General features: G+C 51.4%; 8 protein-coding genes. 4 read left to right on the top strand and 4 right to left on the bottom strand.

The features are described 5' to 3' along the window. Nucleotides 1–89: 89 nt before the first annotated feature. On the bottom strand, nucleotides 90–533 hold the full coding sequence (locus QF041_RS24625) for a VOC family protein (RefSeq protein WP_307415988.1): 444 nt from the start codon (nucleotides 531–533) through the stop codon (nucleotides 90–92). An 87-nt stretch (nucleotides 534–620) separates the two neighbouring features. Here QF041_RS24625 and QF041_RS24620 point away from each other — a divergent pair, with 87 nt between their 5' ends. Beyond that, nucleotides 621–1,589 carry a helix-turn-helix transcriptional regulator gene (locus tag QF041_RS24620; protein WP_307415987.1) on the top strand — a complete coding sequence of 323 codons (969 nt, stop codon included), beginning with the start codon at nucleotides 621–623 and terminating at the stop codon, nucleotides 1,587–1,589. Between the two features lie 38 nt (nucleotides 1,590–1,627). Here the strand turns inward: QF041_RS24620 and QF041_RS24615 are convergent, their stop codons facing one another. Further along, on the bottom strand, nucleotides 1,628–2,809 hold the full coding sequence (locus QF041_RS24615) for an MFS transporter (protein ID WP_307415986.1): 1,182 nt from the start codon (nucleotides 2,807–2,809) through the stop codon (nucleotides 1,628–1,630). A gap of 168 nt (nucleotides 2,810–2,977) precedes the next feature. Here QF041_RS24615 and QF041_RS24610 point away from each other — a divergent pair, with 168 nt between their 5' ends. Then, nucleotides 2,978–3,859 (top strand): LysR family transcriptional regulator, encoded by an 882-nt coding sequence (locus tag QF041_RS24610; RefSeq protein ID WP_307415985.1) that lies wholly within the window; start codon nucleotides 2,978–2,980, stop codon nucleotides 3,857–3,859. A gap of 21 nt (nucleotides 3,860–3,880) precedes the next feature. Further along, the gene (locus tag QF041_RS24605) at nucleotides 3,881–4,555 is read left to right on the top strand and encodes a VOC family protein (RefSeq protein ID WP_307415984.1); all 675 of its coding nucleotides are present in this window, start codon (nucleotides 3,881–3,883) and stop codon (nucleotides 4,553–4,555) included. 43 nt (nucleotides 4,556–4,598) lie between these two features. Here QF041_RS24605 and QF041_RS24600 read toward each other — a convergent pair whose 3' ends face one another. Further along, complete coding sequence (locus QF041_RS24600) at nucleotides 4,599–4,964, bottom strand: MerR family transcriptional regulator (RefSeq protein ID WP_167483811.1); 366 nt, start codon at nucleotides 4,962–4,964, stop codon at nucleotides 4,599–4,601. A gap of 128 nt (nucleotides 4,965–5,092) precedes the next feature. On the opposite strand from QF041_RS24600, the gene QF041_RS24595 reads away from it, so the two are divergent. Continuing rightward, nucleotides 5,093–5,743, top strand: a complete 651-nt coding sequence (locus QF041_RS24595) for a nitroreductase family protein (protein ID WP_307415983.1) — start codon at nucleotides 5,093–5,095, stop codon at nucleotides 5,741–5,743. Between the two features lie 397 nt (nucleotides 5,744–6,140). Here the strand turns inward: QF041_RS24595 and QF041_RS24590 are convergent, their stop codons facing one another. Further along, nucleotides 6,141–25,145 carry a non-ribosomal peptide synthetase gene (locus tag QF041_RS24590; protein WP_307415982.1) on the bottom strand — a complete coding sequence of 6,335 codons (19,005 nt, stop codon included), beginning with the start codon at nucleotides 25,143–25,145 and terminating at the stop codon, nucleotides 6,141–6,143. Between the last annotated feature and the right edge of the window lie 5 nt (nucleotides 25,146–25,150).

Raw genomic sequence — 25,150 nt, 5'->3', positions numbered from 1 at the left:
GCATGATATCCATGGCTCTTCTTTTTTGATGTTTTTAAGTTAGTTACAGGTTTACATACCGAGTGCTTAACCGGGGGCCTGAACTCATTTTAAAAATCGTGCACAGTTACACATAGCTGAATCGCAATGCCGAATGGATCCCGTACAATGCCGTATCCTGGGCTGAATTCATTTTGTTCATACGGTACCAGTACCTTCACACCCTCATGTTGCATCAGAGAATGATACAGTTGATCGATTGTATTTTTATCCTTGGATTGAATACATAGTGACGTGCTGTTCCCCAGCTGCCATGCTCTCTCCGTATCCATTGCTTCTTCCGCAATCATGACTTTGTTAACCCCAATCTCCAGCACCGAATGTGTAATATACTCATCTTGACCGGCAGGGTACTCGAAGCCCGGGTTCATCTCCTTCATCTCTTTATAACTTTTCTTGAATATCACCTTGGCGCCCAGAAACTCCTCATAAAAAGCAATGGCTGCCGCCGCATCCCCGTTCATCGACAAAAATGGTATCACTTCAAAATTCATTATATTGCCTCCTTGTTCCTATTGGATTACACTTATCACTATAACAACGAAAGGTGCCAATCCATGGCACCATTAAGAGGGTTTGATATGAAAAAATCAGAACGTATGAACCAGATGCTGCGCTTTATTAATCAAAAACAACAGTTCACTCTGCAAGATCTCATGCAGGAGTTCCAGATCTCCAAACGAACTGCGTTAAGAGATATCACTTCATTGGAAGAGTTAGGTGCGCCCATCTATGTCGAATATGGACGCTACGGCGGATATCGACTGCTGCAACAGATGCAACTGCCTCCCATTTCGTTTAATACGGGTGAGCTTCATGCCCTTTATGTTGCGATGCAGGCTCTCCGCAGCTTCTCCAGCTTACCCTTTCAAGTCTCTTTCCGTACCATTCATGAGAAATTTATGAGCGCGTTATCCGACAAGCAACGACAGGATATTGAGAACATCCAACACCGGGTTTACTTCCAACATACGGAGCAGATCCGCGATAGTGCACATTTGGAATTTCTGTTGATGGCTGCTGTTCAGAATATAGTGATCCAGATTACGTACGCTAATCAGCGTAGATCCTCTGATCAAAGGCCATCTTCTGCACACACCAATATCCGCACCATTCAACCCATCGCGCTCTATGCCAGGAAAGGCTATTGGTATTGCCAGGCCTATGATCTGCATAAACAAGCTTATCGTGTATTCCGCTGCGACCGCATCATTTCAGCCGAAACAACAGAGATTGAACCTTTAACTCATGTAAAGGAACTCTATTCACAGGATGCCCAATCTCTATGGAAACCATCGGAACAAGCAATTCCATTCAAATGCCTGATTGATGAAGCCGGGATGGAGCTATTCCAGCAAGAACATTTTCCATCTATGCAGATCATCGAGAAGATGGGACACATGTATCTTGTCGGTTCGTATGAACCTCACGAGCTTGATTTCATAGTGAGATATCTTGCAGGCTATGGTAAATCGATTAAGATTATGGAGCCCGTCATCTTACAGAAAGCATTAAGGCAGTACTACCTGGACTTGTTGGATCATGTATAAAGATCATATTTCTATATCCATTTTACTTTACATGCCTTTTAGCTCTGCTCCTGGCTAATTTTTAAACTTCTTTTATTGCCAATAGCCAATTGAACGATAATCTGCAACACGATGATGATAGCCAAACCATAAAATGCTTGCACGAAGCTGCCTGTTAGATCGCGGAGCCAACCAATCGCCAGCGGCCCAAGTGCTCCAAGAATGTAGCCACCAGATTGAGTCATAGCCGACCAGCTGCTAGCTTCCTGAGCATTGTTTGTCTCATCAATCGGCAACATGAGTGCAATCGGGAACAGTCCACCTGCACCAATACCGAGAGGGATCGCCGCGAGCCACGGACTGACAGAGAGATTCAGCATCAGGACACCTGTTAACTCCAACATCGCACATCCAACAAGCCAGAAGACACGTCTTTGGTATCGGTGTACAAGCATGGGAATGAATAACGTTGAGGGCAGTGATATCAATGTAAATAACGTTTGGATGTTGCCAGCAGTCTCTTGGCTATATCCATGGCTTTGAATGGCTGGCGCAAGCCAGGCGGTTAATGAATAGAAGATCGCGGCCATCAGTCCGAAGAACAGTGTCAGCACCCATGCACGCCTGTTCTTCACCGGAAGTGGTGCATGAATGACAGCCGAGGTTTGTCCGGATTGTCGCTCTGTACGCGCAGACCAAGCTAATTTTAACCAGATCGGCAATGCAATGGCAGCGAGTAATGCCCATGTAGCCAAAGAACCTCTCCAAGATCCCCCCAACGTATGCTGAAGCGGAACCGATAATCCCACACTAATGCTGGCCCCCATCACCATTGCTGTAGAGTAGATGCCGACCATGGCTGCCACTCGGTTAGGGAAATACTGCTTAATGAAGCTGGACAACAGCGGCCCTGCCAATGCAATCCCTACACCTGACAGAAAAGAAGTGAACATCATCAACGGAGTTGCGCCTACGAACAATCGTAATCCTGTACCTATCCCAATAAGGATTAAAGCCAGCACAATGGCACCTTCGTTCCCCCACCTTCTACTTAGTCTTACAGAGAATGGAGCGAATATGCCCATACATAATACCGGTAGTGTAGTTAACAGACTGGCGGTCATGCCACTCAAACCCAGATCATTCTGTATGGTACTCATCAGAGGAGAAATGGAAGTAATTGGTGGTCTTAAGTTCAGTGAAGCCAGAATAAGCGCCAATACAATATAAAAAAGTTTCATTATGGATCACCTCATGGTAGTAGTATCGTTGCCTTCACCAAAGATCCCATTTGTTAATGACAAGATCTTCGGGTGTTGCACGATTAAGTATAGATTCATTATAATGATTGAACAATACTATTGTTTCTATTAAAATGATTATTAAAACCAATGATTAGAGGTGAATTCATGGAGATTCGTCAAATGGAAAACTTTATTACAGTGTGTGAGGAGCTTCATTTTACACGGGCAGCTGAGAAACTTGGCATATCTCAACCTACGTTGAGTCAACAGATACGTGGGTTGGAGGATGAACTTGGTGTTCCTTTGTTTGACCGTGTCGGCAAAAAAATTGTGATGACCCAGGCAGGCACTCTGTTTCTGGAGCACTGTGTACAGATGATCCGGCATCTACAGAATACCCAAGATGCGTTGGCTGAATTTCGGAATGATCAGCGGGGACGATTGATTATTGGTGTTCTTCCATCCGATTTGGATTACCGTATCACTCCGCTGCTCGTTGATTTTCATGCCCGATTCCCCAAGGTGCAATTGAAGGTTATCTCTTCGATCTATGTCGTAAATCAAGTGTTGGAAAATGAAGTCGACATCGGCATCGAGATCACGTCTGCCCCTGATAGACGGCTTGTACGCATTCCTTTGTGCAGTGAAGAATATGTACTCGTCGTTTCCGAGAATCATGATTGGGCTGAACGAAGCACAATTGAAATTCAGGAGCTACGTGATATCCAAACGGTGATGTTTCCCGAAGGATTCACAGGAAGAGAATTGGTTGACGGCTATTGCCGTAAATATGGATTCACCTTAAATACCATCATGGAGACCAGTTCTGCAACCTCCATCATTAGCCTGGTCAAAGCCAACGTCGGAGGAACACTGCTGCCTTATCCTCTGATCAAAGCCATGAATGAGCCTACGCTACGTTGCATCCGAATTACAGACGATCCGCCATACCGGCACTTTGAGATCATCCATCGGTCCGACCGTTACCTGACGCAATCGGCCAAGGCATTTATTGAGAAAACAATCGAGTATTTCAATCAAAGGTGAGATTAAAAGGAGGATTTTGAAATGAAAATAAGAGAAGTTGGTTTATTGACACATCAGGTCGAGGCCATAAAAGAGTATTACGGTACACTACTGGAATTGAATCTTGTGGAGGATAATGCAACATGCGTTTCATTCCGTGCGGGGAACTCAGTCCTATCTTTCAAGAAGGCGCCAGAACAAGAGAAGCCCTACTATCATGTAGCGTTTACGATTCCAACGAATAAACTTGCTGATGCAAAAAGGTGGGCTCAAGACCGTAACATTCCATTGCTCTCCAAAGATGGACAGGATGAATTTTATTTCCCCTACTGGGATGCAACAGCCTTCTATTTTTATGATCCAAGCGGCAACTTGATGGAATTTATCGCTCACCATTCACTCGATAACGCAGTCGATGAAGCTTTTGAAGTGAAGCATCTGTTATGTATTAGTGAAATCGGTCTGCCCGTCGATGATGTTCCTGAGACAATGAACACATTGAATAAGCATTATCAACTTGAACCATTTGCCGGAGACGGAAAACAATTCTCCCCCACGGGTGATGCAGAAGGCATGTTTATTGTCATTGATAAACAGAAGCCTTGGTTCCCAGACGGGCGTATGCCTGGTGTATTTGCCACGGAGGTAAAAGTTGAAACTGGGCAGCCCGGTAGTCTGCGTATACAGGACGATATGTACTCGATTGAATCGATATGATGTAAGAACGTACTGAATGAAAACCTCAAGAGGGACTTCCGGCTTAATACTTACCAAAACCATCCTCACACGTGATATCCGATTTAAGAATTTCGTACAGATTTTGTTTGGAATTCTCTAATTTATTTTGTGTTTCTTCAATTTCTGATATTTTCGCTTGGATAATGCTTGCTTGATCATTACTTGAAAACCCATGTTTAGAGATCATAGATTGGATCTCATGGATCGTAAAACCAACAGCTAAACATTGTTTGACCACTTCCAGATGCTGAATAATGCTCTGCGCATATATTCGATAGTTATTATGATCTCTCAGCATATGTTCATCCGGGATAATACCTATTTTCTCGTAGTAACGAATCGTGGATATCGGAAGGTTTACATGGTTCGCTACTTCACTAATCTTCATATGGATTTCCCCCGTTTCTTCTTCTTGCTATAAAGTATACTTTATAGTTTACAATCCTCATAGTGAGACAGATGGAGATATAACCTATACCCACTCTCACCAATATAGATATGAGGAGAGAAATCGATATGAATACAATTACCGGCCAATTCAACAAAACAAATGATTTTGATACCATCGTCTTGGAGCGCCATTCCGTTAAAGTCTACGACCCTGAAGTGAAAATCAGTCGCGAGGAGATGACCGAAATACTGGCGAAAGCTTCACGTGCCCCTTCGGCCATTAACATGCAACCTTGGCGTTTTCTTGTTATCGACAGTGCTGAAGGCAAAGAGAAACTTGCACCACTGGCCTCTTTTAACCAGACACAGGCACTAACGTCTTCCGCTGTCATTGCCGTATTTTACGATGCTAACAACGTTGAATACATGGAAGAGATCTTCAGAAAATCAGTGGAACTTGGATACATGCCCCAAGACATCATGGATATGCAGATGCAGCAGGTAAAACCTTATTATGCGAACATAAACGTATCCGAATTGCGTGACATGAACCTCATTGACTCAGGCCTCATATCCATGCAACTCATGCTCGTTGCCCGTGCTCATGGCTATGATACGAACCCTATGGCTGGTTATGACAAAGGTCAGATCGCCGAAGCGTTCGGCCTGGATAAAGAACGGTTCCAGCCCGTGATGTTGATCTCCATAGGCAAAGCAGCCAAAGATGGCTATCCTTCCTATCGTCTCCCGGTTGAAACGATTACAACTTGGGCATAATCAACAGCTACTCTCAATGAAGTAATATCTCTTGTATTATATAGTTAAGTGAATATAACAACTATAAGTAAATACTAAGTCTGAAAAATAGATAAAAATCACTGTGCATTCCATAATACCAGAGTACTCATCCTATATCAGTTAAAGGCTTTCATTATAATAGCCTCATACTGATTTGGACATAAGAACATTAATTATACGTTCATAAACAAAGGGTACTGATGACAACTGTCATCAGGACCCTTTGTTACATAACTTAAATACTTTTGTCAGGTGATAAAAAAGTCGTGAAACCACCACAAATTACCACAAAAAGAAAATTACCACTTCCTCAATATACCGAATGTCGCATATAACGTGCTTAAATGATCCATTTTCACCCAAGCCGGGTAAGGGATTAGAAAATAATATCAATAGCCTCTAGCTCATCTTGCTCCTGTTCGGATTGCCCGTTCAGGGAAATATCCTTGAGCAGCACCGAAGGCTGTTCGCCAATTTGGTTGATGATCACGAGCAGGTCCTGAGCGAAATTGTCGATCAGATTGCGCGTAAACAACTTGGTGGCATATTCAAACTGCCCATTCATACCCTCATCCAGCAACGAAATGATCAAGGTAAGATCAAATTGGGAAACCGTATGCGTTTCCGGATAAGATTCGATCTGGATATCCCCGAAGCTTTGAACGTTATCTTCCTTCGTTTCCAGTGTAAACATGACATCAAATACAGGATTGCGGCTTTGATCGCGCGGCACCTGCAGCTTTTTCACAAGCTCTTCAAACGGATAATCCTGGTGGTCGTAGGCCCCCAGCATCGTTTCTTTGACTTCGTTCAAGTAAGCGAGGAACGTCTTATCCCCGGATGGATAATGGCGGATCGCCAACGTGTTGACAAACATTCCGATGAGTGACTCCAGGTCGGCATGTGTGCGGCCCGAAACCGGTGTTCCTACTATGAAGTCTTCTTGTCCCGAGTACTTGCTGAGCAGGATGGAATAGGCCGCCGATAACACCATATATAGGGTAGCACCGTTCTCATCGGCAATACGCTGCAAGCTGTCAGTCATCTGCTTGTCGATACTGAAAGGCAGCACATCTCCCTCAAAGCTGCGAGCGGCAGGTCTGACAAAGTCCGTAGGCAACTCAAGCGTTGGCAGTTCACCTTCCAACATGTCCAGCCAGTAGGCTTCCTGGCGTTTCAGCCGTTCTTTTACAGGTTCGGACTGCTGCCAAGCGGCGAATTCCTTGTATTGAATCCGAAGCGGTTCCAGTGTCTCACCGTTATACAGGCGCAGCAGCTCTTCGATGAAGATACCCATCGACATGCCATCCGTGACGATATGATGAATGTCCAGCATAAGCAGATGACGTTCCGTTTCCCATTCAACTAAGCCCACACGCAGCAGCGGCGGCCGCTCCAAATCAAAGACACGTACAAAGGCATCTGCAATGCTTTTCGTTTCACTTTCCGTCGCTTTTGTATACTCGACGGCAAACTCCAAGTCCGAATAAACCCGTTGTACCGGTTCGCCGTCGACCATTTCGAAGCCAGTTCGCAAAACTTCGTGACGAGCGATTAATCCTTTGAGAGCCGCCTCGAATTGATTCCGCTCCAAGTGCCCGATGAGAACCGTCATGCCGGACATGTTGTAGCTAAGCTCGGCGCCTTCCATCTGCTGCTGGATGTACAGCCGCTTTTGCACAGAGGAAAGCGGATAATACTCCCTTTTATCCAGAACCGGAATGGAAAGGAATTCCTGCTGCTCCAATCGGCTAATCACTTCAGCCATCCCTTCAATAGTCGAGTACCGAAATACATCGCGCAGCGGCAGGTCCACGTGCAGCTCCTTGTGCACCTTGCTGACCAGCGTTGTCGCCCGCAGCGAGTGACCGCCGAGGTCGAAGAAGTTGTCCGTCACACCAATCGTAACTGACCCAAGCACATCCTGCCAGATGGAGACCAGTTTCGTCTCCAGATCGGTGCGCGGCGCCACGTATTCGCGCCCTGCACTTGCTCCCTCTTCCGGCGTCGGCAGCGCTTTCCGGTCGATTTTCCCGTTTGGTGTCAGAGGTAAATGCTCCAGCTCCACAAAGTACGACGGGATCATGTAACCTGGCAGCTCGCTGGAGATCGCTCGTTTCAGGTCGGCCGCCGTCAGTTCGATATCCGTTGTGTAGTATGCGCACAGCGCCTTTTGCCCGTTCGCATCACTTCGAACCAGCACCACCGCTTCGCGTATACCTACCACCCGCAGCAGTTGCGACTCAATCTCACCCGTTTCGATCCGGTAGCCCCGGATTTTCGCTTGATTGTCGATCCGGCCGATGAAATCCACGTTTCCGTCCTCCATCCACCGCGCCAAATCTCCCGTGCGATACAACCGCTCACCCGCGTTGAAGGGGCTGTCTACAAACTTCTCTTCCGTCAGCTCTGGACGGTTCAAGTACCCACGCGCCACACCGACTCCGCCGATAACCAATTCGCCCAGCACGCCGACTGGCACCGGGTTCAGATGTGCATCCACGATGTAAAACTTCGCATTTAACCACGCTTTGCCAATCGGCACATGGCCTGTTTGCGGCAGTTTCGCCAACTCCTCATCATAGAAACTGGAGTCAATTGCCGCTTCCGTCACACCGTAGGCGTTAATAATGCGGAACGACGAGCCGAACCTTTCCTGTAAGGTACGGTAATCTGCCACACTGCAGCTGTCCGAGCTTGTGATCAACAGCTCCATCCCACTTAACTCCAACCCCTGCTCATGCACGTACTCCATAAACGGTACGATCAGCGCTGGCGTTGATTCAAAAATCGTCACTTGCTCCCGCTCTATCCAGTAATGCAGACTAGACGGATCGATCCGGTCGTCCTTCGGTACAATGACCATGCTGCCGCCGTTGTACAGCGTCCGTGCGATATCACCCACAAACACGTCGAACGAAAAGCTTGCGAGTTGCAACAGCCTTACCGGGAACTGATCCAACCGGTATTCCCGTCGGTAGCCCGCTGCCGTGTTCACCAGGCTACGGTGCTCGATCATCACACCCTTGGGCTTGCCTGTCGTTCCGGACGTGTAGATGACATACGCCAAATCCTCCGGACGGGCTTCATGGAAGCTCTCCATACCGACAACATCAACATCATTTACATGACTCTCGCCACCACCGTTCACAGCCCCCGTTAGCTTGCCGTTGACTGGATCGGGAGCACTGCTGGAGCCTTGGCCGAAGTCCATTGGCGCATTGTTTCGTTCCTCGTTGTACGACGCTTCATCATCGAGGTACAGCACCGTCTCCAGTGTCAGTTCCTTTTCGCCGAGCCAGGATTCGGCACGCTCTCGCAGCAGCGTTTGTGTCAATAACACCTTCGCTCCGCTGTCTTCCAGCATAAACCGCACGCGGTCCGCCGGATAATCCGGATCAAGCGGTACATACGCCCCTCCCGCTTTCCAGACGGCCATCACGGCCACCAGCAAATCGACCGAACGCTCGGCGAGAATGCCAACGATCGTCTCCCGGCCAATGCCGCTTCCGCGTAGCGTAGCCGCCAAGCGATTCGCCCGCTCGTTCAGCTCCGCGTACGTCAGCCGATCGTTTTCGTACACGACAGCTTCCGCTTCTGGCGTGTGTTCCGCCTGTTCCTCGAACAGTCGATGGAACGCTGCCACCGGAGCCTCTTCCGGCTGCGCCGGGTTAAACGCGCCGATAATTTCTTCTTTTTCCACCGCCGTCAAAATATCCAACTCGGAGATCGTCGCTGACGGGTTGCGGAGAATGGATTCAAGCAACTGCAAGTAGTGGGCAGCCAACTTCTCCACCGTTTCGGTTTTATATAGAGCCGTGGCGTATTCAAACAGATATTCCAAGCCGTCCTCAATCTCGGTGACGTCCAAGCTGAGATCGAATTTAGAAACAATTTCTTCGCTGGCATACGTCGACAGATGCAGTCCCGGAAGCTGGATTTCCACATTTTCTGTATTCTGCAAAGCAAACATCGTATCAAACAGTGGATGACGGCGTAAATCACGAGCCACGTTTACCTTATCCACCAGTTCCTCAAACGGATAATTCTGATGTTCAAAAGCACCCAGCGTTGTCTCCTTGATCTCCTTCAAGTAGTCAAGGAACGTCTTACCAGCAGCCGGGTAACTGCGGATGGCCAATGTATTAACGAACATCCCGATCAGCGGTTGAACGTCGCTGTGATTTCTTCCCGCAATCGGCGTACCTACCACCACGTCTTCCTGACCTGAATATTTATGCAGAAGCACGTTATACGCCGCAAGCAGAACCATGTAAAGCGTTGCGCCGTTCTCAGCTGCAAGCCGTTTCAGACCTTCGCTTTTCTCAATATTCATAAACAATTGCAGCGTGCGGCCCTCATAGCTCTGCATAGCCGGGCGCGGATAGTCCGTTGGCATTTCCAGAACTGGCAGTTCTCCGCGGAACATGTCAATCCAGTAGGCTTCCTGCTTGGCAAGCTGCGTTTTCTGCTCGTCCGATTGCTGCCATACTGCATAATCTTTGTACTGAATGCGGAGTGGCTTGAGCGGCTCGCCGCTGTACAAGTGCACGAACTCTTCGATCAGTACGTCCATTGATACGCCGTCCGATACGATATGATGTGTATCGAACATCAGGATGTGCCGGTCCGGCGCGAGTTCGGCAATGCCCACCCGCAGAAGTGGCGGTTTCGCTAGATCAAACGCACGAACGAATTGGCGCACCGTTTCTTCCGCCTGCTCCTCGCTGATCTGCACATATTCCACCTGGAAGGTGACTTCTTCGTAAATCCGCTGAACCGCTTCGCCTTCAACCATCTCAAAGCCGGTACGCAGCGTTTCATGACGAGCTACAAGCCCGCGGAACGCTTCTTCAAACCGTTGCCGGTTGAGCTGCCCTTCGATCAGCATAGCTCCTGGTATATTGTAGCTCAGCTCGCCTCCTTCCAGCTGGTTCAAGATATAGAGACGTTTCTGAGCAGAAGAGAGGGGATAGTACTCGCTAGGTTCCGCAGCCGGAATAGCCATAAACGAGGCGATCTCCAAACGCTCCATAGCCACAGCCATTTCCTCAACTGTCGAGTAGCGGAATACGTCGCGAAGCGGGAATTGGGCGCCCAGCTCCTTATGCATTTTGCCGACAAGTGTTGTCGCCCGCAGGGAGTGTCCTCCGAGGTCGAAGAAGTTGTCCGTTACGCCTACCGCCTTCTCCCGAACAAGCACTTCCTGCCAAATGGCGGCCAGTTTTGCCTCCAGTTCGGTGCGCGGCGCCACGTATTCGTGGCCTCCGCCTGCTCCCCCTTCCGGCGCTGGCAGCGCCTTCCGGTCTATTTTCCCATTCGGCGTTAGAGGCAATTGCTCCAGTTCGACGAAATACGACGGAATCATGTATCCCGGTAGCTCGCTGGAGATCGCCCGTTTCAAATCTGCCGCCGTCAAGCCTTTTTCCACTGTATAATAAGCGCACAACGCTTTCTGCCCCTCTTGATCTTCCCTGACAACAACGACCGCTTCCTTCACGCCACCTACACTCAGCAGCTTTGCTTCGACTTCGCCCGTCTCGATCCGGTAACCCCGGATTTTCGCCTGGTTATCGATCCGGCCGATGAAGTCCACGTTGCCGTCCTCCATCCACCGCGCCAAGTCTCCCGTGCGATACAGTCGCTCACCTACGATAAACGGACTATCTACAAACTTCTCTTCCGTCAGCTCGGGACGGTTCAAGTACCCGCGCGCCACACAGACTCCGCCGATAACCAATTCGCCCAGCACGCCAACTGGAACAGGATTCAGATGTGCATCCACGATGTAGAACTTCGCATTCAACCACGCTTTGCCAATCGGCACATGGCCTGTCTGCGGTAGCTTCGCCAACTCCTCATCATAGAAACTGGAGTCAATTGCCGCTTCCGTCACGCCGTAGGCGTTGATGATGCGGAACGACGGGCCAAACCGTTCCTGCAAGGTCCGGTAATCTGCCACGCTGCAGCTGTCCGAGCTCGTAATGAGCAACTCCATCTCGCTCAACTCCAGCCCTTGCTCGTGCACATATTCCATAAACGGTACGATCAGCGCCGGCGTTGATTCAAAGATCGTCACTTGCTCCCGCTCTATCCAGTAGTGCAGACGAGACGGATCAATCCGGTCGTCTTTCGGTACAATCACCATCGTGCCTCCGTTGTACAACGTCCGCGCGATATCGCCCACGAATACGTCAAACGAGAAGCTTGCGAGCTGCAACAGCCTTACCGGAAACTGATCCAACCGGTATTCCCGTCGGTAACCCGCCGCCGTGTTCACCAGGCTGCGGTGCTCGATCATCACGCCTTTTGGCTTGCCCGTCGTTCCCGACGTGTAGATGACGTACGCCAGATCCTCCGGACGGGCTTCATGGAAGCTGCCCATACCGACAACATCAACATCATTTGGATGACTCTCATTACGGTCGTTCACAGCACCCGTCAGCTCGCCGGAGACCAAACCTGAAACCATGCTGGAGCCTTGGCCGAAGTCCATTGGTGCATTCGCTCGGTCTTCGCTGTATGACGTTTCGTCATCGAGATACAGCACCGTCTCCAGTGCTAGTTCCTCTTCGCCGAGCCAGGATTCGGCACGCTCTCGCAGCAGGTTTTGTGTCAGAAGCACCTTCGCTCCGCTGTCTTCCAGCATGAACCGCACGCGGTCCGCAGGATAATCCGGGTCAAGCGGTACATACGCCCCTCCCGCTTTCCAGACGGCCATCACGGCCACCAGCAAATCGACCGAACGCTCGGCGAGAATGCCAACGATGGTCTCCCGGCCGATGCCGCTTGCACGCAGCGTTGCCCCCAAGCGATTCGCCCGCTCGTTCAGCTCCGCGTACGTCAGCCGATCGTTCTCGAATACGATGGCCTCCGCTTCTGGCGTGCGTTCCACCTGTTCCTCGAACAGGCGATGGAAGGCGGCCACAGGAGCCACTTCCGGCTGCACCGGATTAAACACGCCGACAATTTCTTCTTTTTCCGCCGCTGTCAAAAGCTCTAACTCATTTACACAAACATTCGGATTAGCCGCAACCTGCTCCAATGCACGGGCAAAATGACCGTGGATCTGCCTGATGTCTTGCTCTCTGAACGTCAGTGCATTGTACGTAAACCGCAGCAAAATATGCTCTTCAGGAATGACGGTAATGTCCAGGTCATAGTTCGTTTGTTCCGGCGATTGGATATTAGCGATTTTCAGCGCTTCTTGGCCTCCGCCGACAACTTGCTCAATCTGTTCTTCCATCGGATAATTTTCAAAGACCATGATATGGTTGATCAAGTCACGCTTTTGCTCGCTCAGCGACTGAATTTCGAACAGCGGGAACGTTTCGTAAGCTCCCGATGCCAGCGCTTGATCCTGGGTTTTTCTCAAAATATCGGCTACCGTCTCCTCGGCTTTACCTTGAATACGGACCGGGATCGTATTAATAAACAGGCCAATCATGCTTTCGATGCCCGGAATTTCCGCCGGACGCCCGGATACAACGGAGCCGAACACGACATCCTCGCTGTTGTTGTATATCTGTAGGACCAGTCCCCATACAGTCTGCATAAACGTGTTGAGTGTCACCTGCTGCTGGCGCGCCACACGCTCAATTTGCCCGGTCAGTCCTTTGCTGAGTTCCACATCGATTTCAGCCATTTCAAAAGCATGCTGTTTCAGCTGCGTTGTCTCCTGCGGCAGCTTGGTCTGCTGATCGTAACCCGCCAAATACTCTGACCAGTAACCCGAAGCTTTCGCTACATCTTGAGCTTCCAGCCATTCGATATACCGGGAGTACGAAGTAACCGGAGGAAGCTCTAGCGCTCGCTTCTCCTGAAACGCAAAGTAAGTGTCGAACACTTCCTTGATCATGAAGGACATGCACCAGCCGTCCATCAAAATGTGATGATGACTCCAGATCACATGGTAGGACTCGTCGCCTGTGCGCAAAACGGTCACACGCATAAGAGAGTCTTGGGCCAAATCGAACTTGTTCGCTTTATCCGCGCTGACAAACTCAGCTATCGTCTTCTCCGCTTGTTCATCTCTTGCCGAGCGAATATCTTCAAAGTGCACTTCGCACTTCCGCTCGCGGAATACCACTTGAATCGGCTCGTCTCTCCAGCCGGTAATAAAGTTGGTCCGCAGCGCCTCATTCCGCTGCACCAGCGTATCCAATCCTCGGGTGAAGGCTTCCACATTCAGGCTTCCGTACAGATCGAAGGTCACCTGTTCGAAGTAAGCTCCCGAATCGGCATCCAGCAGGCTGTGGAACAACATCCCTTTTTGCAGTGGAGTCAGGGTGTATACATTCTCCAGTTCGCCGAGTGCCGCCGTATGTTCGGACAGCCGCTCCAGTTCCTCCACCGTCACATCTTGAAGAAGTACGTCACTAGGCGTAAGCTCAGGCCGCTCTTTCGATACGCAATGGCTGATGACTTCACGCAATCTCGATTGAAGCAGGGTGCCCAGGCGCTCAACCGTCTCCCGTTGATACTGGGTTTCCCCATAACGGATCGTGAGTTCCAACACGCCTTCCGACACCATACCGTTGATATCGAGGACATAATCCATCACAGCATTTGGGCTTGAATCGGAGCCCGGGCTGAACGGAGACGGCTGCGAGCTACTGCTTTCGTAATCCTGGTCGAACTGACCCAAATAGTTAAAACTGATCTCCGGCTCCAAAACGAAGTACTCACCTTCACGCGGCGCCGACAAATAACGCAGGATGCCATAGCCGATCCCTTTGTTCGGAATGCGGCGCAAGCTTTCTTTGACCTGTTTCACCTGATGACCGAGCGTCTGAGCGTGACCCGGCTCCAGAACGACAGGGAATTGGCTTGTAAACCAGCCTACCGTGCGCGTAATGTCTACATCTGGCAAAAGTTCTTCCCGGCCGTGGCCTTCGAGATTCACCAGCACGCGTTCCTGACCGCTCCAAGCTTGTACTGAGAGGCCCAGCGCAGCAAGCAGCAAATCATTCATTTCCGTATGGTAAGCACGGTGAGCCTGCTTCAGCAACTGTTCGGTTTCGTCCGCTGTCCATCGCACGGTTACGAGCCCGCTGTCCTTCAGCTTGGATCTGCCTTGTTCAAAATCTTTCGGAAGCGGCTCATAGGCCAATTGCTCGATAAACTGCCAATACGCTCTCTCGCTTTCCATCGCCGGCCCGTTCGCATAATCAGCGAGCTGTTTCGCCCACGTTTGGAATGAATCCGTTTTGAGCGGCAGGCGGATCGGCTGCCCTTGCAGCGCCCGCTCATAGGCGGCAGCAAAATCCTCAAGCAGAATCCGCCAGGATACGCCGTCTACGACCAAGTGATGGATTGCGATGAGCAGATGGTCGCCATCGTCGCAGCGGAACAAACCAAGCTTCACCAGCGGACCGTTTTCCAGATCGATGCTTGCTTGAATGTCATTTGCCTTCGCCTCTACCGCTTCTTTCACGTCCCGGGCTCCCTTGAAATCGACAACTTCCAGATCGAACAGCACTTCGTTCTCCCCAGCGCCGCGGTTCCAGACGGTATAACCATTCTCGGTTTGACGATAAACCGTACGAAGAGCATCGTGATGCACGATAAGCTGACGCACCGCTTGGCGTAAAGCTTTTTCATCAAAGCCTTGCTTGGAGAACTGCATAAATGCCTGGTTGCTGTGATGAACGTCGGCCTGATTTTGTTCAAAGAACCACCGCTGAATCGGGGTCAGGATAACCTCTCCCGTCACTTCGGCCTGGCTTGCCGTTCTCTCGGCTGTTTGCAACCGCAAACTAAGGGCGGAGATCGTCGGGTAATGGAACAAATCTTTCATGACCAGCTTGTACCCCGTTTGCAAAAGACGAGAAGATACCTGTAAAGCTTTAATTGAATCGCCACCAAGCGCAAAGAAATTATCCATGGTGCCAACCTGATCCACGCCTAACACTGACTGCCAGACCAACGCGAGTGCTTTCTCGGCAGGAGTACGCGGCGCCGTGTATGCAGCCTCGGCACGAATGCTTCCTTCCGGCACAGGCAACGCTTTACGGTCGATCTTGCCGTTCGGTGTAAGCGGCAATTGATCGAGAAGCATGATGCGCGAAGGCACCATATGAGAAGGCAGTACGGCGTCCAGATGGGCCACAAGCCCTTCCAGATCGAAGCTGGAATCCACTACGACATATCCGCACAGATATTTCTGCCCCCGCTCGTCCGTCCGGTCGATGACAAGCGCTTGCCGCACCTCGGCAACATTTTTCATGGCCGCTTCAATCTCACCAAGCTCGATCCGATAACCACGAATTTTCACCTGATTGTCGATTCGGCCGATGAAATCTACGTTGCCGTCAGGCATCCAGCGTGCCAGATCACCCGTCCGGTACAACCGCTCCCCAGCGGTGAACGGGCTATCTACGAATTTCTCCAACGTTAAATCCGGGCGGTTCAAGTAACCGCGGGCCACACCCACTCCACCGATAACCAGCTCGCCGAGCACCCCGATCGGCACTGGCTTCAGATTTGTATCCACGATGTAGAATCTGGCGTTAAGCCACGCTTTCCCGATTGGCACGCTGCCCGTGTTCGGCAGCTTCTCCAGCGGCTCGTCATAGAAGCTGGAGTCAATCGCTGCTTCCGTTACGCCGTAGCTGTTAATAATACGGAACTGCGAGCCAAAGCGCTCCTGCAATGTGCGGTAATCCGCTACACTGCACGCATCCGAGCTTGTGATCAGCAGCTGCATCGAGCTGAGGTCCAGACCCTCGGCATACACATGCTCCATGAACGGCACGACCAGCGCCGGAGTTGATTCGAACACCGTCACGGCGTAATCACGAATCCAGCCATAGAGGCGGGTTGGATCAATCCGGTCTTCTTTCGGCACGATGACCATAGTTCCACCGTTGTACAGCGTCCGTGCAATGTCACCAACGAACACATCAAACGAGAAACTGGCAAGTTGCAGCAGCCGGATCGGGAACTGATCCAGGCGGTAGTCCCGCCGGTAGCCCGCCGCCGTGTTCACCAAGCTGCGGTGTTCCACTGCCACGCCCTTCGGACGGCCCGTCGTACCGGAGGTGTAGATGACGTAAGCCAGATCGCCTGGCTTGTTCACATTTGCCGGATTTGATGCGAGATCCTCCGCTTGTATGTTCTGCTCAGCTTCTGCCGTGGCAGATGTTTCGACAGCAGCCATTGCCACTTGCACCAAAGCCTCCGCGCCCGCTTCGCCTAAAGCTTGTAAGGCTACATCTGTTTCCGCCGCTCCGAGGCTGTACGCCGCGGCGTCATCAAGTGCAAGCACCGTTTGCAGCGTTAAAGCTCCGTTGCTGCGCCAAGCTTCCGCCTGCTCCAACAGGCAAGTCTGCGTAAGCAGCACTGATGCCTCGCTGTCCGCGAGCATATATTCGATCCGCTCCGCTGGATAATCGGGGTCAAGCGGTACATAAGCGCCGCCAGCTTTCCATACGGCGAGTACCCCGATCAACAGCTCGGCCGAACGGCCGGCCAGAATGCCGACCACCTGTTCCGGCTTCACCCCACGTGCCCGCAGTACATACGCCAAACGATTCGCTTTGGCGTTCAGCTCCGCATACGTCAGCTTGCTGTCTTCGTAGACAACCGCCAGCGCTCCCGGAGTGCGCTCCGCCTGCTCCTCGAACAGCTCGTGGAACGTTCTCTCTCTCCACGACTCATCCGCTTCCAGACCTGTACCCTCTGTAGCGGGTTGCTTCACAAGAGCCGAAGACGACACGTCAAACCCGACCAATAAATTATCCTTTTCGCTGTCCGTCAATATATCCAAATCCGAAATCCGCGCACCCGGCTGAGCCAGGATCGACGCCAAAAGCTGCTCGTAATGACCCGCAAGCCGTACCATCGTTTCCTGTTTAAACAACGAGGTAGCGTACTCGATCTTGCAAACTAACTCGTTACCCTCTTCAACGATATCCAAGCTAAGATCAAACTTCGCCGTCTTTTCCTCGATGTCAAACAGCGACCATTGCAAGCCTTCCAGGGTTAAATCCAGGCTTTCGTGCTTTTGCAAAGAAAACATGGTGTCAAACAGCGGATTCCGGCTTAAATCCCGGCTCACCTGAAGAGCTTCTACCAGCTCCTCAAACGGATAGTCCTGGTGCTCGTAGGCTCCAAGCGTCGTTTCCTTCACTTCCTGCAAGTAATCCATAAACGTCCGCTCTGTCGTCGGACCCAAGCGAAGGGCCAGCGTATTGACAAACATGCCGATAATCGGCTGCAAGTCGGCGTGAGAACGAGCGGCAATCGGAGTGCCGACTACTATATCTTCCTGTCCCGCGTATTTATGAAGCAATACGGAGTACGCAGCCAGCAGAAGCATGTACAGCGTCGCCCCCGAATCGCTGGCAAGCTGTTTAAGAGCTTCTCCTTTCTCCGCATCGAGCCTAAACGTGAGCGTTTGACCGTCAAACTGCTGAACGGCTGGACGGGAGTAGTCAAGAGGTAACTCAAGAACCGGAAGCTCGGAGCTGAATACCCCTTGCCAGTATTCCTCCTGTCGTTTGATGCGTTGACGCTGTTCCTTGGATTGCTGCCAAACGGCGTAATCCTTGTATTGAATCCGCAGCTCCGGCAATTCTTCCCCATTGTAAAGCCGCACGAATTCACGCAGCAGCACATCCATGGAAAGGCCGTCTGAAGCAATGTGATGCATATCCAGCGCGAGCAGGAATTTTTCTTTCTCCAATTCGATCAGCAGGGTGCGCAACAAAGGCGGCTGGGTCAAATCAAAAGGCTGAATGAAGCCTTCAAAAATGGCTGCAACCTGATCTTCGCTTGCTTGAATCTTCTCGACCTTGAAAGCGACGAGCGGATGAATACGCTGAATCGGCTCCCCATTCACGATTTCAAAACCGGTGCGCAGCATATCGTGCCGGGTCATCAAAGTAGTCAGCGCATCTTCTACTTTGGCCTCGTTCAAAGTCCCTTCCAATTGCAAGGCGCTTGGGAGGTTATAATTCAGCTCCAAGCTATCCAGCTGGTGCAGGACGTACAGCCTTTTTTGTGCAGAGGAAACCGGATAGTATGCTTTCTCTTCCGCTACTGGAATCGTGCTGTGCTCTGATTCTTCCAAGCTGGCAATAGCCCCAGCCATCGCTTCTATCGTCATATAGCGGAACACATCGCGCAGCGGAAGTTCAACGTTCATTTCCTTCCGAATCTTGCTGACAAGGTTTGTCGCCCGCAAGGAATGCCCTCCGAGCTCGAAGAAATTGTCCAGGACCCCAATGCCGGAGTAACCCAGCACTTCCTCCCAGATTTTCACAAGCTGGGACTCCGTAAGGTTACGCGGCGCTACGTATTCAACGCCCGTTTGCAAGCCGCCTTGCGGCTCCGGCAGTGCTTTGCGGTCCACTTTCCCGTTGGACGTCAGCGGCATGCATTCCAGCTGCACGAAGTACGACGGGATCATGTATCCCGGCATTCCCTGGGCCAGCGAGGTTCTCATTTCGCTAACCGTCAGCGTCCGGTCCGCCACAAAGTAGGCAACAAGCGCCTTCTCGCCCCCGTTGTCCTGACGGGCGAGCACTACCGCTTCTTCCACGCCCTCCACGTTCAGAAGTTGCGTCTCGATTTCGTCCAGCTCGATCCGGTACCCGCGGATTTTGACCTGATGGTCGATCCGGCCGAGGTATTCAATGTTGCCGTCCGGTAGCCAGGCCGCCAAGTCACCCGAACGGTACAGTTTCTCCCCCTCCGCAAACGGCGAATCAACGAACTTTTCCGCCGTCAGATCCGGGCGATTCAGGTATCCTCTCGCCAAGCCTTCCCCGGCCACGTACATTTCGCCTGCTACGCCGATCGGAACAGGACGACGATTTTCATCCAGAACGTACACGCTCAGCGTTGGGATCGGCTTGCCGATATTACTCTTCGCCGCTTCCATCTCGATCCATGTGATTTCCTTATACGTCACGTGAACCGTCGTCTCGGTAATACCGTACATATTGATCAGCTTTGTCTCCGAGTACTTCGTCTTGAAACCCTTGAGCAACAGCGGGCTGAGCGCTTCGCCGCCGAAGATGACGTTGCGAATCCGCAGATTGTACGGATGGTCCGCTAAAACCTCACGCAGCAGTTGGTAGAAATATGTTGGCGTCTGGTTCAAAATCGTGACCCGTTCGCGGCTCAGCAGTGCCAGGAACTCGGCCGGATTTTTCGCCGTAAGCGGCGGTACGATAACCAGCTTTCCTCCATTCAGCAACGCTCCGTACATCTCCCAGACGGAGAAATCGAAGCAGAACGAGTGGAATAACGTCCAAGTGTCGGACGGCCCAAAGTCGAACAGGTTCTTGTCGTTGAACAAAAGGCGCACGACGTTTTTATGCTCAATCAACGTGCCTTTGGGTTTGCCGGTCGTTCCCGACGTGTAGATGACATAAGCCAAGTTACCCGGCCCGGAAATCGGCTCTAGATTCGAAGCGTCCAGCTCACCAACGGAGTCCGCCCCTTTGTCGCCCCAAACGAAATCGTCCAATTCAAGGCGCGTTCCTGCGAAGTCGGTCTTCTCATGCAAATGCTTTTGAATCAGCAATAACGGTGCGCCCGAATCCTCAATCATGAAGCGGATGCGTTCCTCCGGGTAGTCGGGATCGACAGGCACGTAGGCTCCACCCGCTTTGAGAATCGCCAGAATGCCGACGACCATATCAAGCGAACGTTCGGCCAGAATCGCTACCAACTGATCCGCTTCGACTCCCGTCTCCCGCAGCTGGCGCGCAAGCCAGTTGGATCGCTCGTTCAGCTCGCAGTAGGTCAACTGCCGCTCATTCATGACGGCGGCCACGTTATCCGGGTAAAGCTTTGCCTGCTCTTCAAACAAGCCATGAATCGTCTGCTGCCGCGGGTAGTCTGCCTCCGAATCATTGAAACCTCGCACCAGTTCACGGATTTCCTGCTCCGTTAGCATTTCCAGCGAAGCAATATCCCCTTCGGGTGCTGTTGCGATAGTTTCGAGTAGCTTGTCATAATGTCTGGCGAACCGCTCCGCGGTCTCCTGTTTATACAAAGCCGTAGCGTATTCCAACCGGCATTCGAGCTGACCGTCCAGCTCCGAAATGTCCAGAAGCAGCTCGAACTTGGACGTTCGGTTTTCCAACGGATAAAACGATTGCTCCAGCCCCTCGATGACAATTTGCTCATTCTCCGTATTTTGCAGGGAGAAGAACGTATCAAAGAGCGGATTCCGGCCGGTCGCGCGCGGAATGTGAAGACTTTCCACCAAATCTTCGAACAAATAATTTTGGTGTTCAAAAGCCCCAAGTGTGATTTCCTTCATTTCTTCCAGGTACTTAAGGTACGGCTTGGAACGCTCTGGCTGGCTGCGAATGGCAAGTGTGTTGATAAACATACCTACGATTGGCTGCACTTCTTCCTGCGTTCTTCCGGCAATCGGCGTTCCCACGATCAGATCTTCCTGACCCGAATATTTATGCATAAGGATCGAGTAAGCAGACAACAGCACCATGTACAGGGTCGTGCCCGTCCGTGCGGCCAGTTCTTTCAGCTTCTCCGTCCGCTCTTTCCCAATATCAAACTTCACGGTCCGGCCGTCAAAACTTTGCACCGCAGACCGCGGGAAGTCCGTTGGAAGTTCCAATACAGGCAGCTCGCCCGACAGCTGTTCCAGCCAGTACTCCTTCTGCGGCTGGATCAATTGCCCGTAGGCTTCGGAATGCTGCCAAACGGCATAATCTTTGTATTGAATACGCAACGGAGCCAGCTCCTCACCCCGATACAGACGGCTGAACTCGTCGAAAAGCAGCGCTGTCGAGATGCCATCCGAGATGATATGGTGCATATCGAACAACAGGATGTGGCGATCCTCGGCGACTTCGATCAGGCCGATGCGAAGAAGTGGCGGCTTGGTCAGATCAAACGGGTGATAGTATGCTTCCACCACTTGGTCCACTTCTCGCTCGCTCGCCTGGAAATAGTCTACAGCAAACTCCACCTCGTCATAGATGCGCTGCACAAGCTCGCCTTGAACCTGCTCAATCCCGGTACGCAGCGTCTCATGGCGCTGAATCAGCGCCCGGAACGCGTACTCTACGCGCGGGCGGTCCAGCTTGCCTTCGAGAAGAAGCGCCGCCGACATATTGTAGCTACGCTCGGCCGCGTCAAGCTGGCGCAGGACGTACAGACGTTTTTGCTCGGATGAAACCGGATAGTACTCGGCCTCTGCCGCTTTTGTAATCTCATACGTCTCCTGCTGCTTTAAACCGCCGATTCTTTGGGCCAGCTGTTCGATCATGGTGTAGCGGAAAACGTCCCGCAGCGGAACCTCGACTTGCAGCTCTTTTCGAATCTTGGAAACAAGGGCGGAGGCCCGCAAGGAATGACCACCCAGGTCAAAGAAATCGTCTTGGACTCCAACTCGCGCAATACCCAGCACCTGCTGCCAAATAAGCGCAAGTCTGGTTTCCAGCGTTGTGCGAGGAGCCACATACTCACGGCCCGCTTCTACCTCTCCGGTCGGTTCAGGCAGCGCTTTACGGTCAATCTTGCCATTCGGTGTGAGCGGAAGCTGATCAAGAGACACCAGCCGGGCCGGAACCATATGTGCAGGCAGCTCTTGTTTCAATTGGGACAGCAGATCGCTCATCTGCAAGGAATCATCCCCCGCCACGTATCCGCACAAATACTTTTGCCCCTGCTCATCCGTACGGTCTGTCACCACAGCCTGCTTGACACCCGGGAAACGCAACAGGGCCGTTTCAATTTCGCCGAGTTCGATCCGGAACCCGCGAATTTTCACCTGATAGTCAATCCGGCCGATGAAGTCAACGTTGCCGTCTTCCAGCCAGCGGGCCAAATCTCCTGTCCGATACAGACGTTCGCCAGGCACAAACGGGCTGTCTGCAAACTTCTCGGTGGTTAGGTCCGGACGGTTCCAATACCCGCGCGCCACCCCGGCGCCGCCGATGACAAGCTCACCCGGAACCCCTACAGGAACCGGCTTTAACCCGGCATCTACAATGTAAAACCGAGCGTTCAGCCAGGCTTTGCCGATCGGCACATGACCCAACGATGGCAGCTTGTCCAGCGGCTCATCGTAAAAGCTGCTGTCAATGGCCGCTTCGGTAACGCCGTAGCTGTTGATGATGCGGAATTGTCCGCCGAATCTTTCCTGCAGCAATTGGTAATCGGTGACACTGCAAGCATCCGAGCTGGTAATCAGCAACTGCATGGAGCTGACGTCCAGCCCTTCTTCATAAATATGCTGCATGAATGGCAGGATGAGCGCAGGTGTCGATTCAAATACCGTAATGTTTTGCTGCCGAATCCAGCCGTATAAGCGGTTCGGATCAATCCGGTCATCCTTTGGCACAATTACCATCGTTCCTCCGTTATACAGCGTCCGCGCGATGTCTCCAACGAACACGTCAAACGAAAAGCTCGCCAGTTGCAGCAGCCGCACCGGGAACTGATCCAACCGGTACTCACGGCGGTACGCATCCGCCGTATTCACGAGACTACCATGCTCGATCATGACGCCTTTTGGGCGTCCCGTCGTACCCGAGGTGTAAATCACATAAGCCAAGTCTTGCGGGGCACTGTCAGCAGATTCAAATTCCACGGCTGAGGTATCCCCGTTATACATCTGTTCATCATCCATCGCATAGACAGCTTGAAGCTTCAGCCGGTCATCGGCCAACCAACCTCCGGCCCCCTCCAACAGATGACGCTGCGTAAGCAGCACCGATGCTTCGCTATCGCTGAGCATGTACTCAATCCGCTCCGCCGGATAATCGGGGTCCAGCGGTACATAAGCTCCGCCGGCTTTCCATACGGCGAGCACACCGACCAGCAGTTCCACCGAGCGCTCCGCCCAGATCCCCGTAATCGTCTCCCTTCCCACGCCCTGTTCACGAAGGAGCGAAGCCAGCCGATCGGCGCGTTCGTTCAATTCGCCGTAAGTCAGCTTTTTGTCCATGTAAACAACTGCCGGGTGATCCGGAATGTCTCGGGCAAACTTTTCGACATACCGATGAAACGGAATTCCCTCGCTCAGTGCTGCCACCGGCGGGTTAAACACGCCCAGAATGCGGTGTCTCTCCTCATCGCTCAGTAGAGAAATCTCGCGTACCCGCAGTTCGGGAGTCTCAAGAAACTGGTCCAAAACAGTTACATACTGTTCCATAATGCGATCAATCTCGGCCATCTCGAACAGGCCGGTACGATAGGAAGCATGGAGAATGACATGGCCTTCATTCAGCATATGGTCGAAGCGAAGCAGTAGATCGCCCATCTCGTGCCTGGCAAAGTGAGCCTCCAGACGTACCTTGATTTCTTCGTATTCCACGATTTTCAAAGGCAGATATTCCAGAGACGTGCGGAACAGCTCCGAAAGATCGTTACGGCCGTGTTGTTCACGTAAATCCTGGATCAATTGGTTATAAGGATATTTCTGATGCCGCAGATCCGCCGTATTTTCCTTGGAAACCGTTTGGATCAAGGAAAGCACGGACCCATCTGGATTCAGACTAATCCGCGTAGCCACGGTGCTGACGAACATACCAATCGTTTCTTTTTCCTTCTTGCTGGTGCGATTGGCAAAAACCGTGCCGACCGGCACATCGGTGCTGTCGGTCAGCTTATACAATAAGGCGTACATGGCGGACAAAAATAACGTATATAAACTGACCTGATATTGTTCGCTAAAAGCCAGAATGCGGTCATACCGGGAACCATCCAACGTGATGGAACGTTTATTCGATTCGCTGCCAATTGAGAATGGCGGAACCGATTTAATGCCGCTCGTTTCAGGCAAAGTGTTGTACTTGGTCAGCCAATATTCCTTGCCTTTTTGATAACGCTGCGATTGCTCATATTCATGCTCAGTTGAAATATAATCCAGGTAGGAAGGGGCCTGGTAACTGCTGAAGATGCCTTTGCGCAGTTCCAGGTATTTTTCCATCACCGCATGCAGCAGAGCAGTGACGGACAAGCCATCGGCAATGATATGATTTACAGTCAAATTAAGCCATACTTGGCCGTTCGCAAAATGGATCATCGTAAATTGATAGAGGTGTTCGTCGAACACACTGGCTGGTTTTTCGGTTACTTCTTTCACCCAGGCATAGAATTGTTCGGTTGTACCTATTTCGAGGTGGCTTATCTGGGCTTGGACATTCTCCGGCTCTTCGAACCACTGCGTTGGATTTTGCAAATCCCCGCTAATACGGATTCGGAAAGCGTCATAGGTTTTGACAATCTCTGCGGCCGCTTGCTCCAGCAGCTTGGTGTCGATCTCGCCCGTAATCTGGTAGGTCGCGGAAAGCATCGTGATGGATGTGCCCGGATTCATAATTTCCATGAACCATATCCGGCGCTGGGCTTGCGTTAATCCATATTGCTTGTTCGTATTCTCTCTCACATCGA

This window comes from Paenibacillus sp. W2I17 (assembly GCF_030815985.1).
In the GTDB taxonomy this organism is placed as follows: Bacteria; Bacillota; Bacilli; order Paenibacillales; family Paenibacillaceae; genus Paenibacillus.
The sequence above is the reverse complement of the archived record's forward strand: the minus strand, read 5'-3'. Positions and strand labels throughout refer to the sequence as shown.